Raw genomic sequence first — 15,632 nt, 5'->3', positions numbered from 1 at the left:
CATTGCGCACACGCGCACCACCACACGTCAGCGCAGGCAGAGGGAGTGCCGGGTGAGCCAGCCGGAGATGCAGCCCGAGGGGCCACCTCGGGACCCCCGGGATCCCCGGGGGTCCCGGGAGGAGGGCAGCGGACCCATGGCGGCGGGCGATCTGACCGGTGGACCGTTTCCCCTCGGCGACTGGGGCGAGCCCGCCGAGCGGCTCGACGAGCTCTACCGGCGGGTCGAGGCCGATGCGCTGCGCACCGCGGAGTGGTACCTGTCGGACCGGGCCTGGAAGCGCCGGGGCGCGCGGATCCTGCGGGTGGGCGCGGCGGTGGGGGTGATCGTGGGCGCCTCGATGCCGCTGCTGGAGGTGACGGGCTCGGCCCGGGGAGCGGCCTCGTACGGGTACCTCTCGCTGCTGCTGGGCGCGGCCTGTCTGGCTTGCGACCGGTTCTTCGGGATGACCTCGGGCTGGATGCGGGACGTGGCGACGGCCCAGGCGGTGCAGCGGCGGCTCCAGACGCTCCAGTTCGACTGGGCCTCGGAGAACGTGCGCGAGGTGCTCGGGCCGACGGAGGGCACGGCGAGCGAGGCGGCGGAGCGGTGCCTGACGGTGCTGCGGCGGTTCTCCGAGGACGTGACGGAGCTCGTGCGGTCCGAGACGGCGGAGTGGATGGTGGAGTTCGGCTCGGGTCCGGCGCCGCTGGTGATGCAGTCCGTGTCGGGTGCCTCCTCCCGCCCGGAAGCGGGCTTTCCGCCGGCTCGTTTCCCGCTTCCGCCGGGCACCCGCCCCAACATGCCCCGCCAGCGGCCCCCGGAGCAGCCGCGCTGATCCTCCGGCCCGGGCCGTCTCGCCGGCCCGGGTCCGGCCCGCTCGACCGGGCCCGGGCTGGTGGGCTCAGCTGAAAATGATCATGGAGCCCTGGGCGAGGCTCCGGGTGGCGGCCGCGTGCAGGCCCAGCCAGACGTGCCGCTCACGCGCGAACGGACTGGAGTCGTACGGAATCGGCCCCGCCGGCTCCTCCAGCGACGTCGGCCGCCCCGGCGGCGCTGGGGCGGCCGGGGGATTGGCCGGGTCGATCCCGATCGCGGGCGCCACGAAGCCCAGCTCCCGCAGCAGGCCCTGGGCCGAGCCCAGCGGACCGCCCCCGGCCAGCAGCTCCTCGTTGGCCAGGGGAGCCGCGAAGTCCACCGGTACGTAGGCACCGGCGTGGTCGTAGTGCCACACCAGGTGCGACTGCTGGGCCGTGGCCTCGAACATCTCCAGCAGCTGCTCGTAGTCCCCGCCCAGCTCGTCCACCGGCGTCACCGGCAGTCCGCAGACCTGGAGCAGGTACGCCCGGCGCAGGAAGTGCAGGGCGTCGTAGTCGAAGCCGGCGACCGGGGCCACGTCCCCGCTCAGGCCCGGCATGTACGCGAAGACGGGCACGGACGGCAGTCCGGCCTCGCCCAGCGCCTTGTCGTACGCGGCGATCTCCTCCGCGAAGGGGTTGTCGGGGCTGTGGCACAGCACATCGACAAGGGGGACGAGCCACAGGTCACAGGCCACGCGGCCTCCGATCAGTCGTTGCCGCCGATCGTGCCAGCGTAGTGCGCCGAACACCCTCAGCGAAGGGCTGCGCAGAACCTGGCCCGCGAAGCCCGGCCCCCCGGCCTGTCTTCCGGATCACCTGGCGGCCGGCGCGCCCTGGCCCACCCGCCAGACCCACACGTCCCGGACCTGCTCGGGCTCGGACCCCAGCAGCCGGGTCAGCAGCTCCCGCAGCTCCGCGTCCCGGTCCTGGACCGGCAGCACCACCGCGCCGGCCTTCCAGTACGCCAGGTCCTGGCGGGCCTGCTCGCGCCACTGCTCGGTGACCTCCGGCGGCTGCGCCCCGTAGCGGACGTCCCGCAGCAGGTTCGACAGGTGCCGCGGCGTCGCCCCGTAGATCCCGATCCGCTCGGGCCCCCAGGGGCCGTTGAAGTAGCCGCCGGCCAGCCGGAAGCCGAAGTCCGCCTCGACCTGCCAGTGCAGTGCGTCCGCCTGGCCCGGGTCCGGCAGCGGAACCGGGACCAGCGCCTCCCCTTCGTGCAGGTACGGCTTCCACGCCCCCGAGGTGATGAATTCCGGCACCGGCGTCCGCTCGCGCACCGTCAGCGGCAGGGGCAGCACCGGGACCAGCGCCGCCGCCGCCCCCAGCAGCCCGAGGGTGCGCAGTTCGCGCGCCCGCATCCGGACGATCCGGTCGAGCGCCAGCGCCAGCAGCACGCCCAGCACCGGCGCGCACACCATCGCCACGCGCCCCTCGATCACCGACTCGAACAGCGGCAGCTCGACCATCAGCCGCCAGGGACCCGGCAGCACCACGTCCGTCCGCGGCACCGGCACCCGCGGCCCCAGTGACAGCAGCAGCGCCGCGCAGCCGGTGATCGCCAGCGCCCGGACGACCGGGCGCCGCCACAGCCACACGCACACGGCCGCACCGAAGGCCAGCAGCGGCCAGCCGTAGAAGGCGTTCTGCTCGGTGGTGTTCAGGGCCAGCCGGCCCGCCGTTTCGGGGTCGCCGAAGAGGGAGCGGGCGGCGTACGCGATCAGGGCCCGCGGGCTGTTCCCCGCGTTGTCCCCGTGCAGCACCGAGTGGTAGCTCTGCGGGCCGAGGAACTGCCAGTACAGCGGGAAGGCCAGCAGCGGCAGGCACACGGCGAGGGCGACGGCCAGCCCGCGGCCCAGCGGACGCGCGGCGGCGAGGGCGCGCCGGCGGTCGACCAGCAGGCAGGCGAGGCAGAAGACCAGCATCCCCAGCGCGGCGATGAGCAGCGGCTCCTCACCGAGGAAGATCTGGTACGCGGCGAACAGGCCGAGCACGATCCCGTCGCGCACCGGGGCGCGGCCCTCGCACAGCCGCAGCGCCCGGTCGATGATCAGCGGAATCATGAACAGGACCACGAAGTTCGGGTGGCCGTTGGCGTGCGAGACCATCGGCGGCGCGAAGGCGGCGAGCGCCCCGCCCGCCGCGGCGGCCCAGCGGCTGTGCACGAGGCGGCGGCGGATCAGCCAGTACCAGGTCCAGGCGCTGGCGGCCATGCCGAGCGTGAGGACCAGCGCGAAGGTGACCGTCTCGCCGAAGAGCAGGGTGACCGGGATGAGCGGGACGGTCAGGCCGAGCATGGTGGCGTTGGCCATCAGGTTCACGCCGTCGGGCATGCCCTGGGCCCGGGTGAAGAGCGGATTGCGTAGGTGGGTGATGTTGTCGGTGGTGACGCCGACGAACCACTCCCACTGGTTCTGGTCCTGGAGCGCGTCGTTCAGGTAGCGGCCGTCGAGGTCCGCCCACAGGCCGTGGAAGACGTAGAGGGAGAGGGCGAGGAAGGCGAGGACGACGGCCAGGCCGCCCGCGTTGCGGCGCAGCAGGCCGGTGGCCGCGCGGCCGGGACCCGGGTCGGCTTCGGCGGCGGTCGTGGTGGTCGTGGTGGTGGTGGTGGCAGTGGTGGTGGGCCGGGCCGGCCTGGCGGGTCCGGGGATCGCCGTGCGGCCGCCGTCGAAGCGGTCCCCGCCGCTCACGTCGCTGACGCCGCTGACGTCAGTCGCGCCGCTGATGCCACTCGTGTCGCTGATGCCGCTCACGTCGCTCACGTCGCTCATGCGCCCGCCGTCCGCAGCCCGGCGGCCCAGTCCAGGCCGTGCTGGTTGTAGGCGTGCACGAGGCGGCGTACCTCGTCGGCGTCCGCGCGCGTCACCGCCTCGACCAGCTCACTGTGGCCGGACCACAGCCCGGCGTGCGGATCGGCTGCCGCCTTCAGGTGCGGTACGGCGAAGACCCAGCACTGCACGCGCAGCCGGTGCAGGAACTCCGAGATGTACATGTTGCCGACCAGCCCGCTCAGCTCCCTCCAGAAGCGCAGGTCGTAGCCGATCAGCACTTCGAGCGAACCGCTCTGAGCGGCCCGACACGCCTCCTCGGCCCGACGGCGCACCGACACCAGCCTTTCGCCGGAGCCGGGTGCGATGCCGCGCTCGACGAGCTGCCGGAAGATCCCGTCCACGACGAGCGTACGGGCCTCGATCATCCCCCGGTAGTCGTCGACGGAGTACACGCGCACGCGAAAGCCCCGGTGCTGCACCAGCTCCAGCAGTCCCTGGGCCGAGAGGTCCACGAGCGCCTCGCGCACGGGCGTCGCGGAGACCTCGTACTGCTCGGCGATCTGCTTGACGGTGAACTCGGTGCCCGGCGGCAGGCGTCCCGCGAGCACCTCGTCGCGCAGCGCGTCGGCGATCTGCTGGCGAAGCGTGTTGCGGGTGACAGCGCCGCTGCCTGGCATAGGGGTCCGTCTCCTCCGTAGAACTTCGGACACCATAGGCCAGGCAGGGCGGCTGAAACCGATCGTGTGAGAGCCGTTATACGGCGGATGCCGGCCCTTGTCCGGACGGGGTCCGTGGTCCGGACGGGGGCCGGCTCCGGGCTCTCACACGCGGGTGGTGTGCCGGTCCGCGACGGTCAGCGCCTCGTCCAGCAGGGCCAGGCCCTCCTTCGCCTCGGCCTCGGTGATGGTGCAGGGCGGGACCACGTGCGTCCGGTTCATGTTGACGAACGGCCACAGGCCCGAGGCCTTGCAGGCCGCCGCGAACTCGGCCATCGGCGCGTTGTCCGCACCGGCCGCGTTGTACGGGACGAGCGGCTCGCGCGTCTCCTTGTCCCGTACGAGCTCCACGGCCCAGAAGGTGCCCAGGCCACGGACCTCGCCGACCGAGGGGTGCCGTTCGGCGATCTCGGCGAGCGCGGGGCCGATCACGTTCTGTCCGAGGTGGGCGGCGTGCTCGACGATGCCCTCTTCCTCCATGGCGTTGATGGTGGCCACGGCGGCGGCGCAGGCCAGGGGGTGGCCGGAGTACGTCAGACCGCCGGGGTAGGGCCGGGTGGCGAAGGTGTCGGCGATCGCGGCGGAGATGGCGACGCCGCCGAGCGGGACGTAGCCGCTGTTCACGCCCTTGGCGAAGGTGAGCAGGTCGGGCGTGACGTCCCAGTGTTCGGCGGCGAACCAGCGGCCGGTGCGTCCGAAGCCGGACATGACCTCGTCGAGGATGAAGACGATGCCGTGGCGGTCGCAGAGCTCGCGGACGCCGGCGAGGTAGCCGGGCGGCGGCGTCATGATGCCCGCGGTGCCGGGCACGCTCTCCAGGATGATCGCGGCGATGGTCGCCGGACCCTCGAAGGCGATGGTGTCGGCGAGGTGCGCGAGCGCGCGCTCGCATTCCTCGGCTTCGGTGGTGGCGTGGAAGGGCGAGCGGTAGAGGTAGGGGCCCCAGAAGTGCACGACGCCCGCGGCGGCGGTGTCGGAGGGCCAGCGGCGCGGGTCGCCGGTCAGGTTGATCGCGGCGGCGGTGGCCCCGTGGTAGGAGCGGTAGGCCGAGAGCACCTTGGCGCGGCCCGTGTGCAGACGGGCCATCCGTACGGCGTTCTCGACGGCCTCGGCGCCGCCGTTGGTGAAGAAGACCTTGTCCAGATCGCCCGGCGTGCGCTCGGCGATGAGGCGTGCGGCCTCGGAGCGGACGTCGACGGCGAAGCCGGGGGCGAGGGTGCAGAGCCGGGCGGCCTGCTCCTGTACGGCGGCGACGACCTTGGGGTGCTGGTGGCCGATGTTGGTGTTGACCAGCTGGGAGGAGAAGTCGAGGTAGCGCTTGCCGTCGTAGTCCCAGAAGTACGAGCCCTCGGCCCCGGCGACGGCGAGCGGGTCGATCAGGGCCTGGGCGGACCAGGAGTGGAAGACGTGGGCGCGGTCGGCGGCCTTGACGGCCGCGCCGCTGGCGCCGGTGGCGCCGGAGGCGACGTGAGGGGTCATGCGGCCACGCTAAAAGTGCGCAGGTGAGGAGGGATATCGGCGGATTGTATGGGGGTGGGGGCCGGGCCTCGGCAGTCTGTCGCCGAGGGCTGTCACCATTGACAGCACGCTGACGTAATGACAGTCTGCTGTCATATCGGGGTGCGCGGAGGGCTGCGAGAGCTCCGCTGGTCGGAGAGCTCCGGCGGACGGGAGGCCAGGACGATGAAGACGACGGATACGACGGCGACGGCGACGGCGACGACGGCGACAGCGAGCGCGGCGGGCGCGGCCAAGGGGGCGGCCGCGGAGACGGCGGCAGCCGCGGCTGCGGGCCCGGGGACGAGCGCCAGGACGACGGTCCACCTGGCGGTCTACGACACGTACGCGGACTGGGAGACCGGCCACACCACCGCCCACCTCACCCAGCGCGGCTACGCGGTCCGCACGGTCGGCCCCGCCGCCGACCGGCCGGTCACCACCATGGGCGGCGTCCGCATCCAGCCCGACCTGGCCCTCGCGGACCTGGCCCCGCAGGACTCGGCACTGCTGATCCTCACGGGCGCCTCACTGTGGGACGCGGGCGACGAGCTGGCCCCCTTCGCGGCCAAGGCCCGGGAGTTCCTGGCGGCCGGGGTCCCGGTCGCGGCGATCTGCGGAGCGACGGCCGGGCTGGCCCGGACGGGGCTGCTGGACGGGTACGCCCACACCAGCGCCGCCTCCTTCTACCTGGCACAGCAGCCCGGCTACGGCGGGGCCGAGCGGTACGTCGAGGCCGACGCCGTGACGGACGGCGACCTGATCACGGCGGGTCCGACGGAACCGGTGGCCTTCGCCCGGGAGGTCTTCGCCCGGCTGGGGGTCTACGAGCCGGAGGTGCTGGACGCCTGGTACCGCCTGTTCCACGACTCCGACCCGAGCGCCTACCCGGTCCTGATGGCCGCTTCGGAGCGGGGCGATGCCTGAACCGCGCGGCGCGGCGGCCCTCTCCACCCGGGCCCGGCAGGACCTGCTGAGCCGTACCGCGCTCGGGATCTTCGGTTTGAACGGCCGCTTCCTCGCCCTCTCGGAGGAGCTGGCCCGGCCGGCCGGGCTGACCGCGGCGTGGTGGCAGGTGCTGGGCGCGGTGCTCCGGGAGCCGCTGCCGGTGGCCGGCATCGGCCGGGTCATGGGCATCACGCGGCAGAGCGTCCAGCGCATCGCGGACCTGCTGGTGGCCAAGGGCCTGGCGGAGTACGTACCGAACCCGGCCCACCGCCGCGCGAAGCTGCTGCGCCCGACGGAGGAGGGCCGTGCGGCCGTCGCGCGCATCGGCCCGTCCCACGCGGCCCTGGCGGACCGGCTGGCGGAGGCGCTGGGCGAGGAGGCCTTCGCGGAAACGGTCCGCACCCTGGACCGTCTGGCCCAGGTACTGGACACCCTGACGGGGATTCCCGAGAGGGATCCGGAGGGGAATCAGGACGGGGCGTGAGCCGGGGCGGAGGGGGGACGAGCCGGCACCCGGTGGCGCACGCACCGCATTGTGTCGAAGTCAATAAGCCTGCAAGCAAAGCTTGTTGCGTCTGACGGACCCGTCGCAGACTGCGGCCCATGGAGCCGTTGAAGGTAGTGGCACAACTCTGGGAGCGGATAGACGCCCGTGACTGGGCCGGCGTGGCCCGGCTCATCGCCGAGGACGCGGTCATCGAATGGCCCGTCAGCGGCGAACGGATCATCGGCCGCGCCAATTTCATCGCGTGAACAGCGACGAGGCCTTCTCCGACGAGAGATCCGTCAGCCTGCTGCGCATCCTCGCCGACGGCGACCTCGTCGTCACCGAGGTGGAGATTCCTCAGGACCACGTCGTCTACCGCGCCGTCTCCCTCTGGACCGTACGGGACGGCGAGATCGTCGGGGCCCGGGAGTACTGGACCAGCCCCGGGCAGGATCCGGCACCCCGCTGGTGGGCGGGCTACGTCGAACCCCTCGCGGCGGACTGAGGGCGGGTGCTGCGGGCGGGTGCTGCGGGCGGGTGTTGCGGGCGAGGTCCTCGTCGACCGCCCGGGGGACCCCCTCCATGGAATGAACTCCCCTGCTGACGGCTCCCTCTCAGGTATGCCCTGTCATACCTGAGAGCCATACGGAAAGGCGGCTCCGCAGCACGACGCCGACGGGGCACCTCAATTCCTAACTTCGAGACCAGAGAAGGCGCGACGAGCGCCGGCTCCTGTGGACCGAGCGAAGGAAGAGAGACCGCGATGAGCCGCCCTGAAGGATTCGGCGAGGCAGAGGTACAGGACGCCGCGCGCCGCCCCCGCGGCCCCCGACGTGCCCTGGGCCGTCTGCGCCGCACCCTGCTGGCCGGCCTCGTCGCCGCGGCCGTCGTGGTCCCGGTCTCCGCTGCCGCCTCCCCCGACGTCCCCGCCCCCGCGCCTGCGGCGGTCTCGGAGTCGGCCCCCGCCCCGGTCCTGTACGCCGCCCACCTGGCCGATCTCGCGGAGGCGGCCCGCATGGCGCAGGACGCGGGCCGTACGGGCCGCGCCGCGAAGCTCCGGGCCATGGAGGCCGGCGGGACGGCCCGGTTCCTCGCCTTCGACGGCCGGGGCCGGGGCCGGGCGGTCGAGGTGTTCGGCGATGTGGACGGCGCCGACCGGGTCACGGTCCTGGTGCCCGGTTCCGATACGACCCTGGACACCTACCAGAGGTTCCGTGCCGGGGCTCTCGCCCTGCAGCAGCGCCTCCAGGCCGAGCATCCGCGCTCCGCCGTGGTCGCCTGGCTCGGGTACGACACCCCCGGCACGGTCAGCACCACGGTCCTGACCACCGACCGGGCGGACCGTGGCGCCGGTGAACTGGGCCCGTTCCTGGCCCGCTTGGCCCAGCGCACCGCACCGGAGGCGCGGCTCTCCCTGCTGTGCCACTCCTATGGCTCGGTGGTCTGCGCCCGCACCCCGACCGGCCCGAAGGTCACCGACATGGTCCTGTTCGGCAGTCCTGGGACGGGCTCCGGATCCGCCGCCGATCTGCCGACCGGGGCGCGGGTCTGGGCCGGGCGGGGTGGCGCCGACTGGGTGGGCCACGTGCCCCATGTCCGGCTCGGCGGGATCGGTTTCGGCACCGATCCGGTCGACCCGGCCTTCGGGGCGCGGGTGTTCGCCGCCGGGCCCGGCGGCCACAGCGACTACCTGAAGCCGGGCACCGCGTCGCTCGACAGCCTGGCCCGCATCGTCCTCGGCACCGCCGACACCACTGCCGCCGCCACCGCTCTCCCGGAGGTGCCCCGTGCGTAAGCTCCGCGCCCGCTGGTCCGTGCTCGCGGACCGGGTCGACGCCGCGACCCCGGCCGACCGTGACCGCACGGTGGACGCCCTGCGCGCCTTCGCCATCCTCGGGGTGGTGCTGGGCCACTGGCTGGTCACCGCCCTGACCACCGCCAACGGCGGTCTGAGCACCACCAGTCCGCTGGCGCACATGCCCTGGCTGGCGCCGGTCTCCTGGGTGTTCCAGACGCTGTCCGTGTTCTTCCTGGTGGGGGGCCATGTCGCCGCCCGCGGCCATGCCTCGGCCCGGGAGCGCGGCGTGTCGTACGGGGCGTGGGTGGGGCAGCGGCTGGCCCGGCTGTTCCGGCCGGTCACGGCCGTGCTCGCCCTGTGGGCCGTCGCGGCGGGCGGGATGCTGCTCGGCGGGGCGGAAATCGGCACCGTCCGGACGCTGCTGCGGCTCGTCCTGTCCCCGCTGTGGTTCCTCCTCGTGTTCACCGCGCTCACCGCCGCGACCCCGCTCGTGGCCCGGCTCCACCCGGTGTGGCCGCTGGCCGTGGTGGCCGCCGTGGACCTCGGGCGGTTCGGGCTCGGGGCGCCCGAGTGGACCGGCTGGATCAATGTGGCCGCCGGCTGGCTCGTCCCCTTCACCCTCGGCGCCGCATGGTCGCGGGGTGCCTTCGCCCGGCGTGCCCCGGCCGTGGTTCTGCTGGGCGGGGGTGTGGCCGCCACCGCCGCGCTGGTGGTCTGGGGCGGGTATCCGGCGTCGATGGTCGGTGTTCCCGGGGCCGCGGTGTCGAATCTGAACCCGCCGACGCTGGCGGCCGGGATGTTCGGCCTCGCCCAGTGCGGGCTGGCCCTGCTGCTGCGCGAGCCGCTGGCCGCGGTGATGCGCCGGCCCCGCGCCTGGGCGAAGGTGGCGCTGGTCAACCTGTCCGCGATGACGGTCTTTTTGTGGCACCAGACGGCGATGATGGCCGTCACCGCCCTCGGTCTGCTGGCCCCCGCCGACCTGCCCGGCCTGCACACCGTGCCCGATTCCCCTCGGTGGATAGCCGCCCGGCTGCTCTGGCTGCCGCTCTTTGCCGCCGTACTGGCGGTCTGCTGGGCCGCGTTCCGTACGTACGAGCAGGCGCGTCGGCGGCCGGAGCAGAAGACGCCGACCCGGCCGGCCGCGACGACCGGCGCCCCTCCCCGGCCCCGGGCGGCCTCCGACCTGGCGGTCCACCATGCCTAGGGTGGACGGCGTGACCGTGACCGAGCAGAGAGCACGCCCCGCCGGGCCCGCAGCGGGGGCCGCCCGACGCCCGCTCGTCCGGGAGCTGTTGACCCTCCGGCGGGACCCGCTGCCCAGGATGTCCCGGCCGCGGTGGCTGGCCCGGCTGCCGCACGTGGCGGTGGGGTACCTCGCGGTGCTGTTCGGGGTGCTCACGACCGTGCAGCTCACGGACGTCTACCACGTCACGGGCAATACGATCGCCGCCTCCCTCCTGACCGGTGCGGCCGTTCTGCTCGGGCTGTTCCGCCCGATCGCCGCCTGGTGGCTCGCCCTGGCCGCGGCCGGACTGGCCGCCTGGCAGATCCACGACCACATCGGCCAGGGCCAGACCTGGCCCTGGATGCCGGGCGGCCTCTTCGCCTTCGCGACGGTGCTGCTGCTGGTGGCCCTGCGGGTGCCGCCCCGGGTGACCGTCGCCGTGGTGGGCCTTTCCATCGTCCTGAGCGGTCTGGTCGACGCCCTCTCCCCTCCCGACGGCGCAACGAGCAGCTCCCCGGCGGCCGCCCTCCTCTTCGGCTTCGCCGGCCTCCTCGGCTATGCGCTGCGCGCCACCCGGCTGGCCCGCACGAAGCTCGTCGAGCAGGAGACCCTCACCGAGGAGGAGCGGGCCCAGCGCACCCTGCTGGAGGAGCGCAGCCGGATCGCCCGCGAGCTGCACGACGTCGTCGCCCACCACATGTCGGTGATCTCCATCCAGGCGCAGGTCGCCCCGCACCTGGTGGAGAACCCCTCCGAGGAACTCAAGGAGAACCTGGCCGGCATCCGGGAGAACGCCCTGGAGGCCCTCACCGAACTGCGCCGGGTGCTGGGCGTACTGCGCTCCGAGCACCCCGGGGATCCCGCCGGCCCCCACCATCCGCAGCCCACCCTCGCCGAGCTCGACGGTCTCGTGGAGAACGTCCGCAGCGCCGGGCTCGACGTCACCACCGAGATCGCGGGGATCCGCCGGCCGCTCACCCCGGGCGTCGAGCTCACCGCGTACCGGATCGTCCAGGAGGCGCTGAGCAACTGCCTGCGCCACGCGCCCGGTTCCCGGGTGGAGGTCGGGATCGCGTACGGGCCGCGCGAGCTGCACCTGTGCGTGGCCAACACCGCGCCGACCCGGCCCGCCCCGCCCTCGCCCGGAGCGGGGCACGGGCTGCTGGGGATGCGTGAGCGGGCGGGCATGCTGGGGGGCGAGCTGGCCGCCGGCCCGTGCCCCGGCGGCGGGTACGAGGTGAGCGCCGTGCTCCCGATGGATCCCGAGCCGAAGACGAGAACCGAAGAGGACGCATGAGCACTCCGGCCGACCCGATCAGGGTGATGATCGCCGACGACCAGATGATGGTCCGGCAGGGCTTCACCGTCCTCCTCAACGCCCAGCCCGACATCGAGGTCGTCGGCCAGGCCGTGGACGGCGCCGACGCGGTGAAGAGAGCCGCCGAACTGCGCCCCGACGTGGTCCTGATGGACATCCGCATGCCCGGGATGGGCGGCATCGAGGCCACCTCCGTCCTCACGGGCGCGCCCGGCGCCACCGTCAAGGTGCTGGTGCTCACGACGTTCGACCTCGACGAGTACGTGTACGAGGCGCTGCGGGCCGGGGCCTCCGGGTTCCTGCTCAAGGACGCATCGGCGGACCAGCTCGCGGAAGCGGTCCGGGTGGTGGCCGCCGGGGAGGCACTGCTGTCACCGAACATCACCAAGCGGCTGATCACCGAGTTCTCCCGGATGGGCGCGCCGCGGGCACCGTCGAAGGCGCGGATCGCCGAACTGACCGAGCGGGAGACGGAGGTGCTGTCGCTGATCGCCCAGGGCCTGTCCAATGCGGAGATCGCCGGGCACCTGGTCGTGGCCGAGCAGACGGTGAAGACCCATGTGGGCCGGATCCTGGTGAAGCTGGGCCTGCGGGACCGCACGCAGGCGGCGGTGTTCGCGTACGAGACGGGCCTGGTCCGTCCGGCGGGGTACTGAGGGCCGCGGGTAGTACCTGAGAGGGAGGGCGGGAAATCCCCTTCAGCGGCGACGCGGTCGAGGGAGGGGGCGGCCTACGGTGTGGATATGACCGAGACCCCCGGGGCGACCCCCCGCACACCCGAGTTCCGGCTCGCTTCGGGCCTGTTCGAGAGCCTGCGCCAGGATCTGATCACGGACGCTTTCACCTACCGGCCGCTGCCGCCGATCCGGACGGACGGGCCGCTGACGCGGAGGCTGCCGAAGCGGATACGGCCGCGCGCGGCGTATCTGCCGCATGCGGTCGTCGCTCTGGCCGCGGTGATCGTGATACCGACCGCGGCCGTCTCCGACGTCTATGTGTGGCCGCCCGCCGCCCTGGTGCTCGGGCTGATCGCGGCCACCCCGGTGCTGATGACCCTGGTGCGTCCCGTGGGGGCGTTCTGGGCGGCGCTGGCGGCCACGACGGTGCTGGCGCTGGCCGGCCCCCGCGACGCCACCTGGCCGTGGCTGCCGGGCGCTTTCGTCTCTTATCTCGCCACGGTGACCATCGTGGCCCTGCGGACCCGTCCCCGGGCGGCCGGCTGGATGTGGCTGATCACTCTGGCGTACGGGTTCCTGGTGCCCGTGGTCGTCGGGGGCGAGCAGTCCGCCGGTGTCGGGCCGATGGCTTTCGTCCTGGCGGTGGCCCTGCTGGTGGTCACGGTCCGCAACACCCGCAAGGAGGCCGCTCAGGAGGTCAGCGCCCAGCAGGAGGTGACGGCCGTCGAGCGGGACCGCCGCACCCTGCTGGAGGAGCGGACGACGATCGCCCGGGAGCTGCACGACGTGGTGGCCCACCACATGTCGGTGGTGGCGATCCAGGCGGAGGCCGCGCCCTACCGGGTGAAGAACCCGCCCGCGGAGCTGGAGGCCGCCTTCGCCACCATCCGGGAGAACGCGGTGGCGGCCCTGACGGAGCTGCGCCGGGTGCTGGGCGTGGTGCGGTCCGCGGACGACGAGGCGCCGGACGCCCCACAGCCGACGCTGGCCTCGCTGGACGGGCTGCTGGCCAATGTGCGGGAGGCCGGTCTGCGTGTGGAGAAGACGGTGACGGGCGCGGTGCGGGAACTGCCGCAGGGGGTGGAGCTGTCGGCGTACCGGATCATCCAGGAGGCCCTGAGCAACACCCTGCGCCATGCGCCGGGGGCGCCGGCCGGGGTGGAGGTGTCGTACGTCCTGGGCGGCCTGGGGATACGGATCGTCAATGAGACGGCGACCGGGGACGTGCGCCCGTCCCAGGGCGCCGGGCACGGGATCACGGGGATGCGCGAGCGGGTGGCCATGCTGGAAGGGGAGATGACGGCCGGGGAGACGGCGGCCGGCGGGTATGAGGTGGCGGTGTTCATACCGGTGCGGGGCCGGCAGGACGCGGCTGCGGAGAGCGTGCGGGAGCCGGCATGACGATCAGGGTGTTGATCGTCGACGACCAGATGATGGTCCGCGAGGGGTTCTCCGTCCTGCTGAACGCGATGGACGGCATCGAGGTGGTCGGGGAGGCGGTGGACGGCCGTGAGGCCGTCGCCCGGGTGGCGGAGCTCCGGCCGGACGTGGTGCTGATGGACATCCGGATGCCCGTGATGAACGGCCTGGAGGCGACCCGGGAGATCGTCGCCGCGGCTGCGCTTCCCGGTGCGGCGGACACCAAGGTGCTGGTCCTGACGACCTTCGACCTCGACGAGTACGTGTACCAGGCGCTGCGGGCGGGGGCGTCCGGCTTCCTGCTCAAGGACGCCTCGGCCCGCCAACTGGCCGACGGGGTCCGGGTGGTGGCCTCCGGAGAGGCGCTGCTGGCCCCCACGGTCACCAAGCGGCTGATCCTGGAGTTCTCGAAGCTGTCGGCCGCCCCGAGGCTCGTGGACGCGGGGGGCATATCGGAGTTGACGGAGCGGGAGACGGAGGTGCTGGTGCTGATCGCGCAGGGGCTGTCCAATGCGGAGATAGCGGACCGGCTCATCGTCGCGGAGTCCACGATCAAGACGCATGTGAGCCGCATCCTGGTGAAACTGGGCCTGCGGGACCGCACGCAGGCGGCGGTCTTCGCCTACGAGACCCGGCTGGTGACCCCGGCATAGGAGGGAAGAAGGGACCACCGGCGGACCACCGGGGGCGACCGGCGGGATCTAGAGTGCGGGGATGGGCTTTGATCCGTGGGATGCCGCGTTCGTCGCCGACCCCTACCCCGCCTACCGGGAGTTGCGGGAGCAGGGCCGGGCCATCTGGTCCGAGGCCACCGGGCAGTGGCTGGTGCCGCACTACGCGGACGTGAGTGCACTGCTGCGGGACCGGCGGCTCGGGCGGACCTATCTGCACCGCTTCTCGCACGAGGAGTTCGGGCGGGAAGCCCCGCCGGCGGAGCACGAGCCGTTCCACGTGCTCAACGGCAACGGCCTGCTGGACCTGGAGGACCCGGCGCACGGGCGGGTGCGGCGGCTGGTGTCGAAGGCGTTCACCCCGCGCACGGTGGAGCGGCTCGCGCCCGAAGTGGAGCGCCTCGCCGGGGAGCTGGTGGGCCGGCTCCTCGCGGACGGCGGCGGGGACCTGCTCACCGCCGTGGCGGAGCCGCTGCCGGTGGCGGTGATCGCGGAGCTGCTGGGTGTTCCGGAGGCGGACCGGGGGCTGCTGCGGCCGTGGTCGGCGGACATCTGCGGGATGTTCGAGCTGCGGCCCGGCGAGGAGACGGCGCGGCGGGCGGTCCGGGCGAGCGTGGAGTTCAGCGCCTACCTGCGGGAGCTGATCGCCGACCGCCGCAAGGAGCCGGGCGAGGATCTGATCTCCGCACTGATCGCCGCCCACGACGAGGGGGGCAGGCTCAGCGAACAGGAGATGATCTCCACCTGCGTGCTGCTGCTGAACGCCGGGCACGAAGCCACCGTGAACACGACCGTGAACGGCTGGTGGGCGCTCTTCCGCCACCCGGAGCAGCTGGACGGCCTCCGCGCCCGTCCCGAAAAGTTGTCCACAGCTGTGGATGAACTCATGCGTTTCGACACGCCGCTCCAGATGTTCGAGCGCTGGGTCCTCGACGACATCGAGATCGGGGACACGGCCATCCCCCGCGGAGCCGAGGTCGCGCTGCTCTTCGGCTCCGCGAACCGCGATCCCGCACGGTTCCAGGACCCCGACCGGCTGGACCTCGTACGGGCGGACAATCCCCACCTCAGCTTCGGCGCCGGGATCCACTACTGCCTGGGGGCGCCGCTGGCCCGGCGCGAGCTGACGGCCTCCTTCGGGGCGCTCCTCGCCCCCGGGGTCCCGCCCCTGCGACTCGTCCGTGAGCCGCAGTGGCAGGACGGCTACGTCATCCGCGGTCTGCGCGAGCTCCTGGTGGAGTTCTAGTCCCTGCCGGGTCGGGGGATCCT

16 protein-coding genes are annotated in these 15,632 nt (G+C 73.2%); 12 read left to right on the top strand and 4 right to left on the bottom strand.

The window, feature by feature from the left end; genetic code table 11:
* Positions 1–52 precede the first annotated feature (52 nt).
* Complete coding sequence (locus ABZ128_RS06845) at positions 53–817, top strand: SLATT domain-containing protein (protein WP_356846488.1); 765 nt, start codon at positions 53–55, stop codon at positions 815–817.
* A 66-nt stretch (positions 818–883) separates the two neighbouring features.
* Here the strand turns inward: ABZ128_RS06845 and ABZ128_RS06840 are convergent, their stop codons facing one another.
* From ABZ128_RS06840 to ABZ128_RS06825, 4 genes are all read right to left on the bottom strand, one after another.
* Positions 884–1,534 carry a hypothetical protein gene (locus ABZ128_RS06840; RefSeq protein ID WP_356846487.1) on the bottom strand — a complete coding sequence of 217 codons (651 nt, stop codon included), beginning with the start codon at positions 1,532–1,534 and terminating at the stop codon, positions 884–886.
* A 117-nt stretch (positions 1,535–1,651) separates the two neighbouring features.
* Complete coding sequence (locus tag ABZ128_RS06835; protein WP_356846485.1) at positions 1,652–3,607, bottom strand: glycosyltransferase family 2 protein; 1,956 nt, start codon at positions 3,605–3,607, stop codon at positions 1,652–1,654.
* Positions 3,604–4,284 (bottom strand): GntR family transcriptional regulator, encoded by a 681-nt coding sequence (locus tag ABZ128_RS06830; protein WP_356846484.1) that lies wholly within the window; start codon positions 4,282–4,284, stop codon positions 3,604–3,606. The genes ABZ128_RS06835 and ABZ128_RS06830 overlap by 4 nt, the downstream gene beginning before the upstream one ends.
* Before the next feature lie 144 nt (positions 4,285–4,428).
* Positions 4,429–5,802 carry an aspartate aminotransferase family protein gene (locus tag ABZ128_RS06825; protein WP_356846482.1) on the bottom strand — a complete coding sequence of 458 codons (1,374 nt, stop codon included), beginning with the start codon at positions 5,800–5,802 and terminating at the stop codon, positions 4,429–4,431.
* Positions 5,803–6,006: 204 nt separating this feature from the next.
* On the opposite strand from ABZ128_RS06825, the gene ABZ128_RS06820 reads away from it, so the two are divergent.
* From ABZ128_RS06820 to ABZ128_RS06770, 11 genes are all read left to right on the top strand, one after another.
* A complete protein-coding gene (locus ABZ128_RS06820; RefSeq protein ID WP_356846480.1) occupies positions 6,007–6,747 on the top strand; it encodes a DJ-1/PfpI family protein in 741 nt (246 codons plus the stop codon).
* Positions 6,740–7,252, top strand: coding sequence for a MarR family winged helix-turn-helix transcriptional regulator (locus ABZ128_RS06815; protein ID WP_356846478.1), 513 nt, complete (start codon positions 6,740–6,742; stop codon positions 7,250–7,252). The genes ABZ128_RS06820 and ABZ128_RS06815 overlap by 8 nt, the downstream gene beginning before the upstream one ends.
* Positions 7,253–7,371: 119 nt before the next feature.
* On the top strand, positions 7,372–7,521 hold the full coding sequence (locus ABZ128_RS06810; protein WP_356846476.1) for a hypothetical protein: 150 nt from the start codon (positions 7,372–7,374) through the stop codon (positions 7,519–7,521).
* A complete protein-coding gene (locus tag ABZ128_RS06805) occupies positions 7,518–7,760 on the top strand; it encodes a nuclear transport factor 2 family protein (protein WP_356846474.1) in 243 nt (80 codons plus the stop codon). Before ABZ128_RS06810 ends, ABZ128_RS06805 begins: the two co-directional genes overlap by 4 nt.
* A gap of 258 nt (positions 7,761–8,018) precedes the next feature.
* Positions 8,019–9,050: an alpha/beta hydrolase gene (locus tag ABZ128_RS06800; RefSeq protein WP_356846473.1), complete on the top strand. Its 1,032-nt coding sequence runs from the start codon at positions 8,019–8,021 to the stop codon at positions 9,048–9,050.
* Entirely contained in the window at positions 9,043–10,257 is a 1,215-nt protein-coding gene (locus tag ABZ128_RS06795) for an acyltransferase (protein WP_356846471.1), read from the top strand. The genes ABZ128_RS06800 and ABZ128_RS06795 overlap by 8 nt, the downstream gene beginning before the upstream one ends.
* Before the next feature lie 10 nt (positions 10,258–10,267).
* Positions 10,268–11,575, top strand: a complete 1,308-nt coding sequence (locus ABZ128_RS06790; RefSeq protein WP_356846470.1) for a sensor histidine kinase — start codon at positions 10,268–10,270, stop codon at positions 11,573–11,575.
* On the top strand, positions 11,572–12,252 hold the full coding sequence (locus tag ABZ128_RS06785; RefSeq protein ID WP_356846469.1) for a response regulator transcription factor: 681 nt from the start codon (positions 11,572–11,574) through the stop codon (positions 12,250–12,252). The genes ABZ128_RS06790 and ABZ128_RS06785 overlap by 4 nt, the downstream gene beginning before the upstream one ends.
* 87 nt (positions 12,253–12,339) lie before the next feature.
* On the top strand, positions 12,340–13,674 hold the full coding sequence (locus ABZ128_RS06780; RefSeq protein WP_356846467.1) for a histidine kinase: 1,335 nt from the start codon (positions 12,340–12,342) through the stop codon (positions 13,672–13,674).
* Positions 13,671–14,345, top strand: a complete 675-nt coding sequence (locus tag ABZ128_RS06775; RefSeq protein ID WP_356846466.1) for a response regulator transcription factor — start codon at positions 13,671–13,673, stop codon at positions 14,343–14,345. The genes ABZ128_RS06780 and ABZ128_RS06775 overlap by 4 nt, the downstream gene beginning before the upstream one ends.
* Before the next feature lie 61 nt (positions 14,346–14,406).
* Positions 14,407–15,609, top strand: a complete 1,203-nt coding sequence (locus ABZ128_RS06770) for a cytochrome P450 (RefSeq protein WP_356846464.1) — start codon at positions 14,407–14,409, stop codon at positions 15,607–15,609.
* The last annotated feature ends 23 nt before the right edge of the window (positions 15,610–15,632 follow it).

The organism is Streptomyces sp. NPDC006326, from assembly GCF_040612915.1.
Lineage (GTDB): Bacteria > Actinomycetota > Actinomycetes > Streptomycetales > Streptomycetaceae > Streptomyces.
The sequence above is the reverse complement of the archived record's forward strand: the minus strand, read 5'-3'. Positions and strand labels throughout refer to the sequence as shown.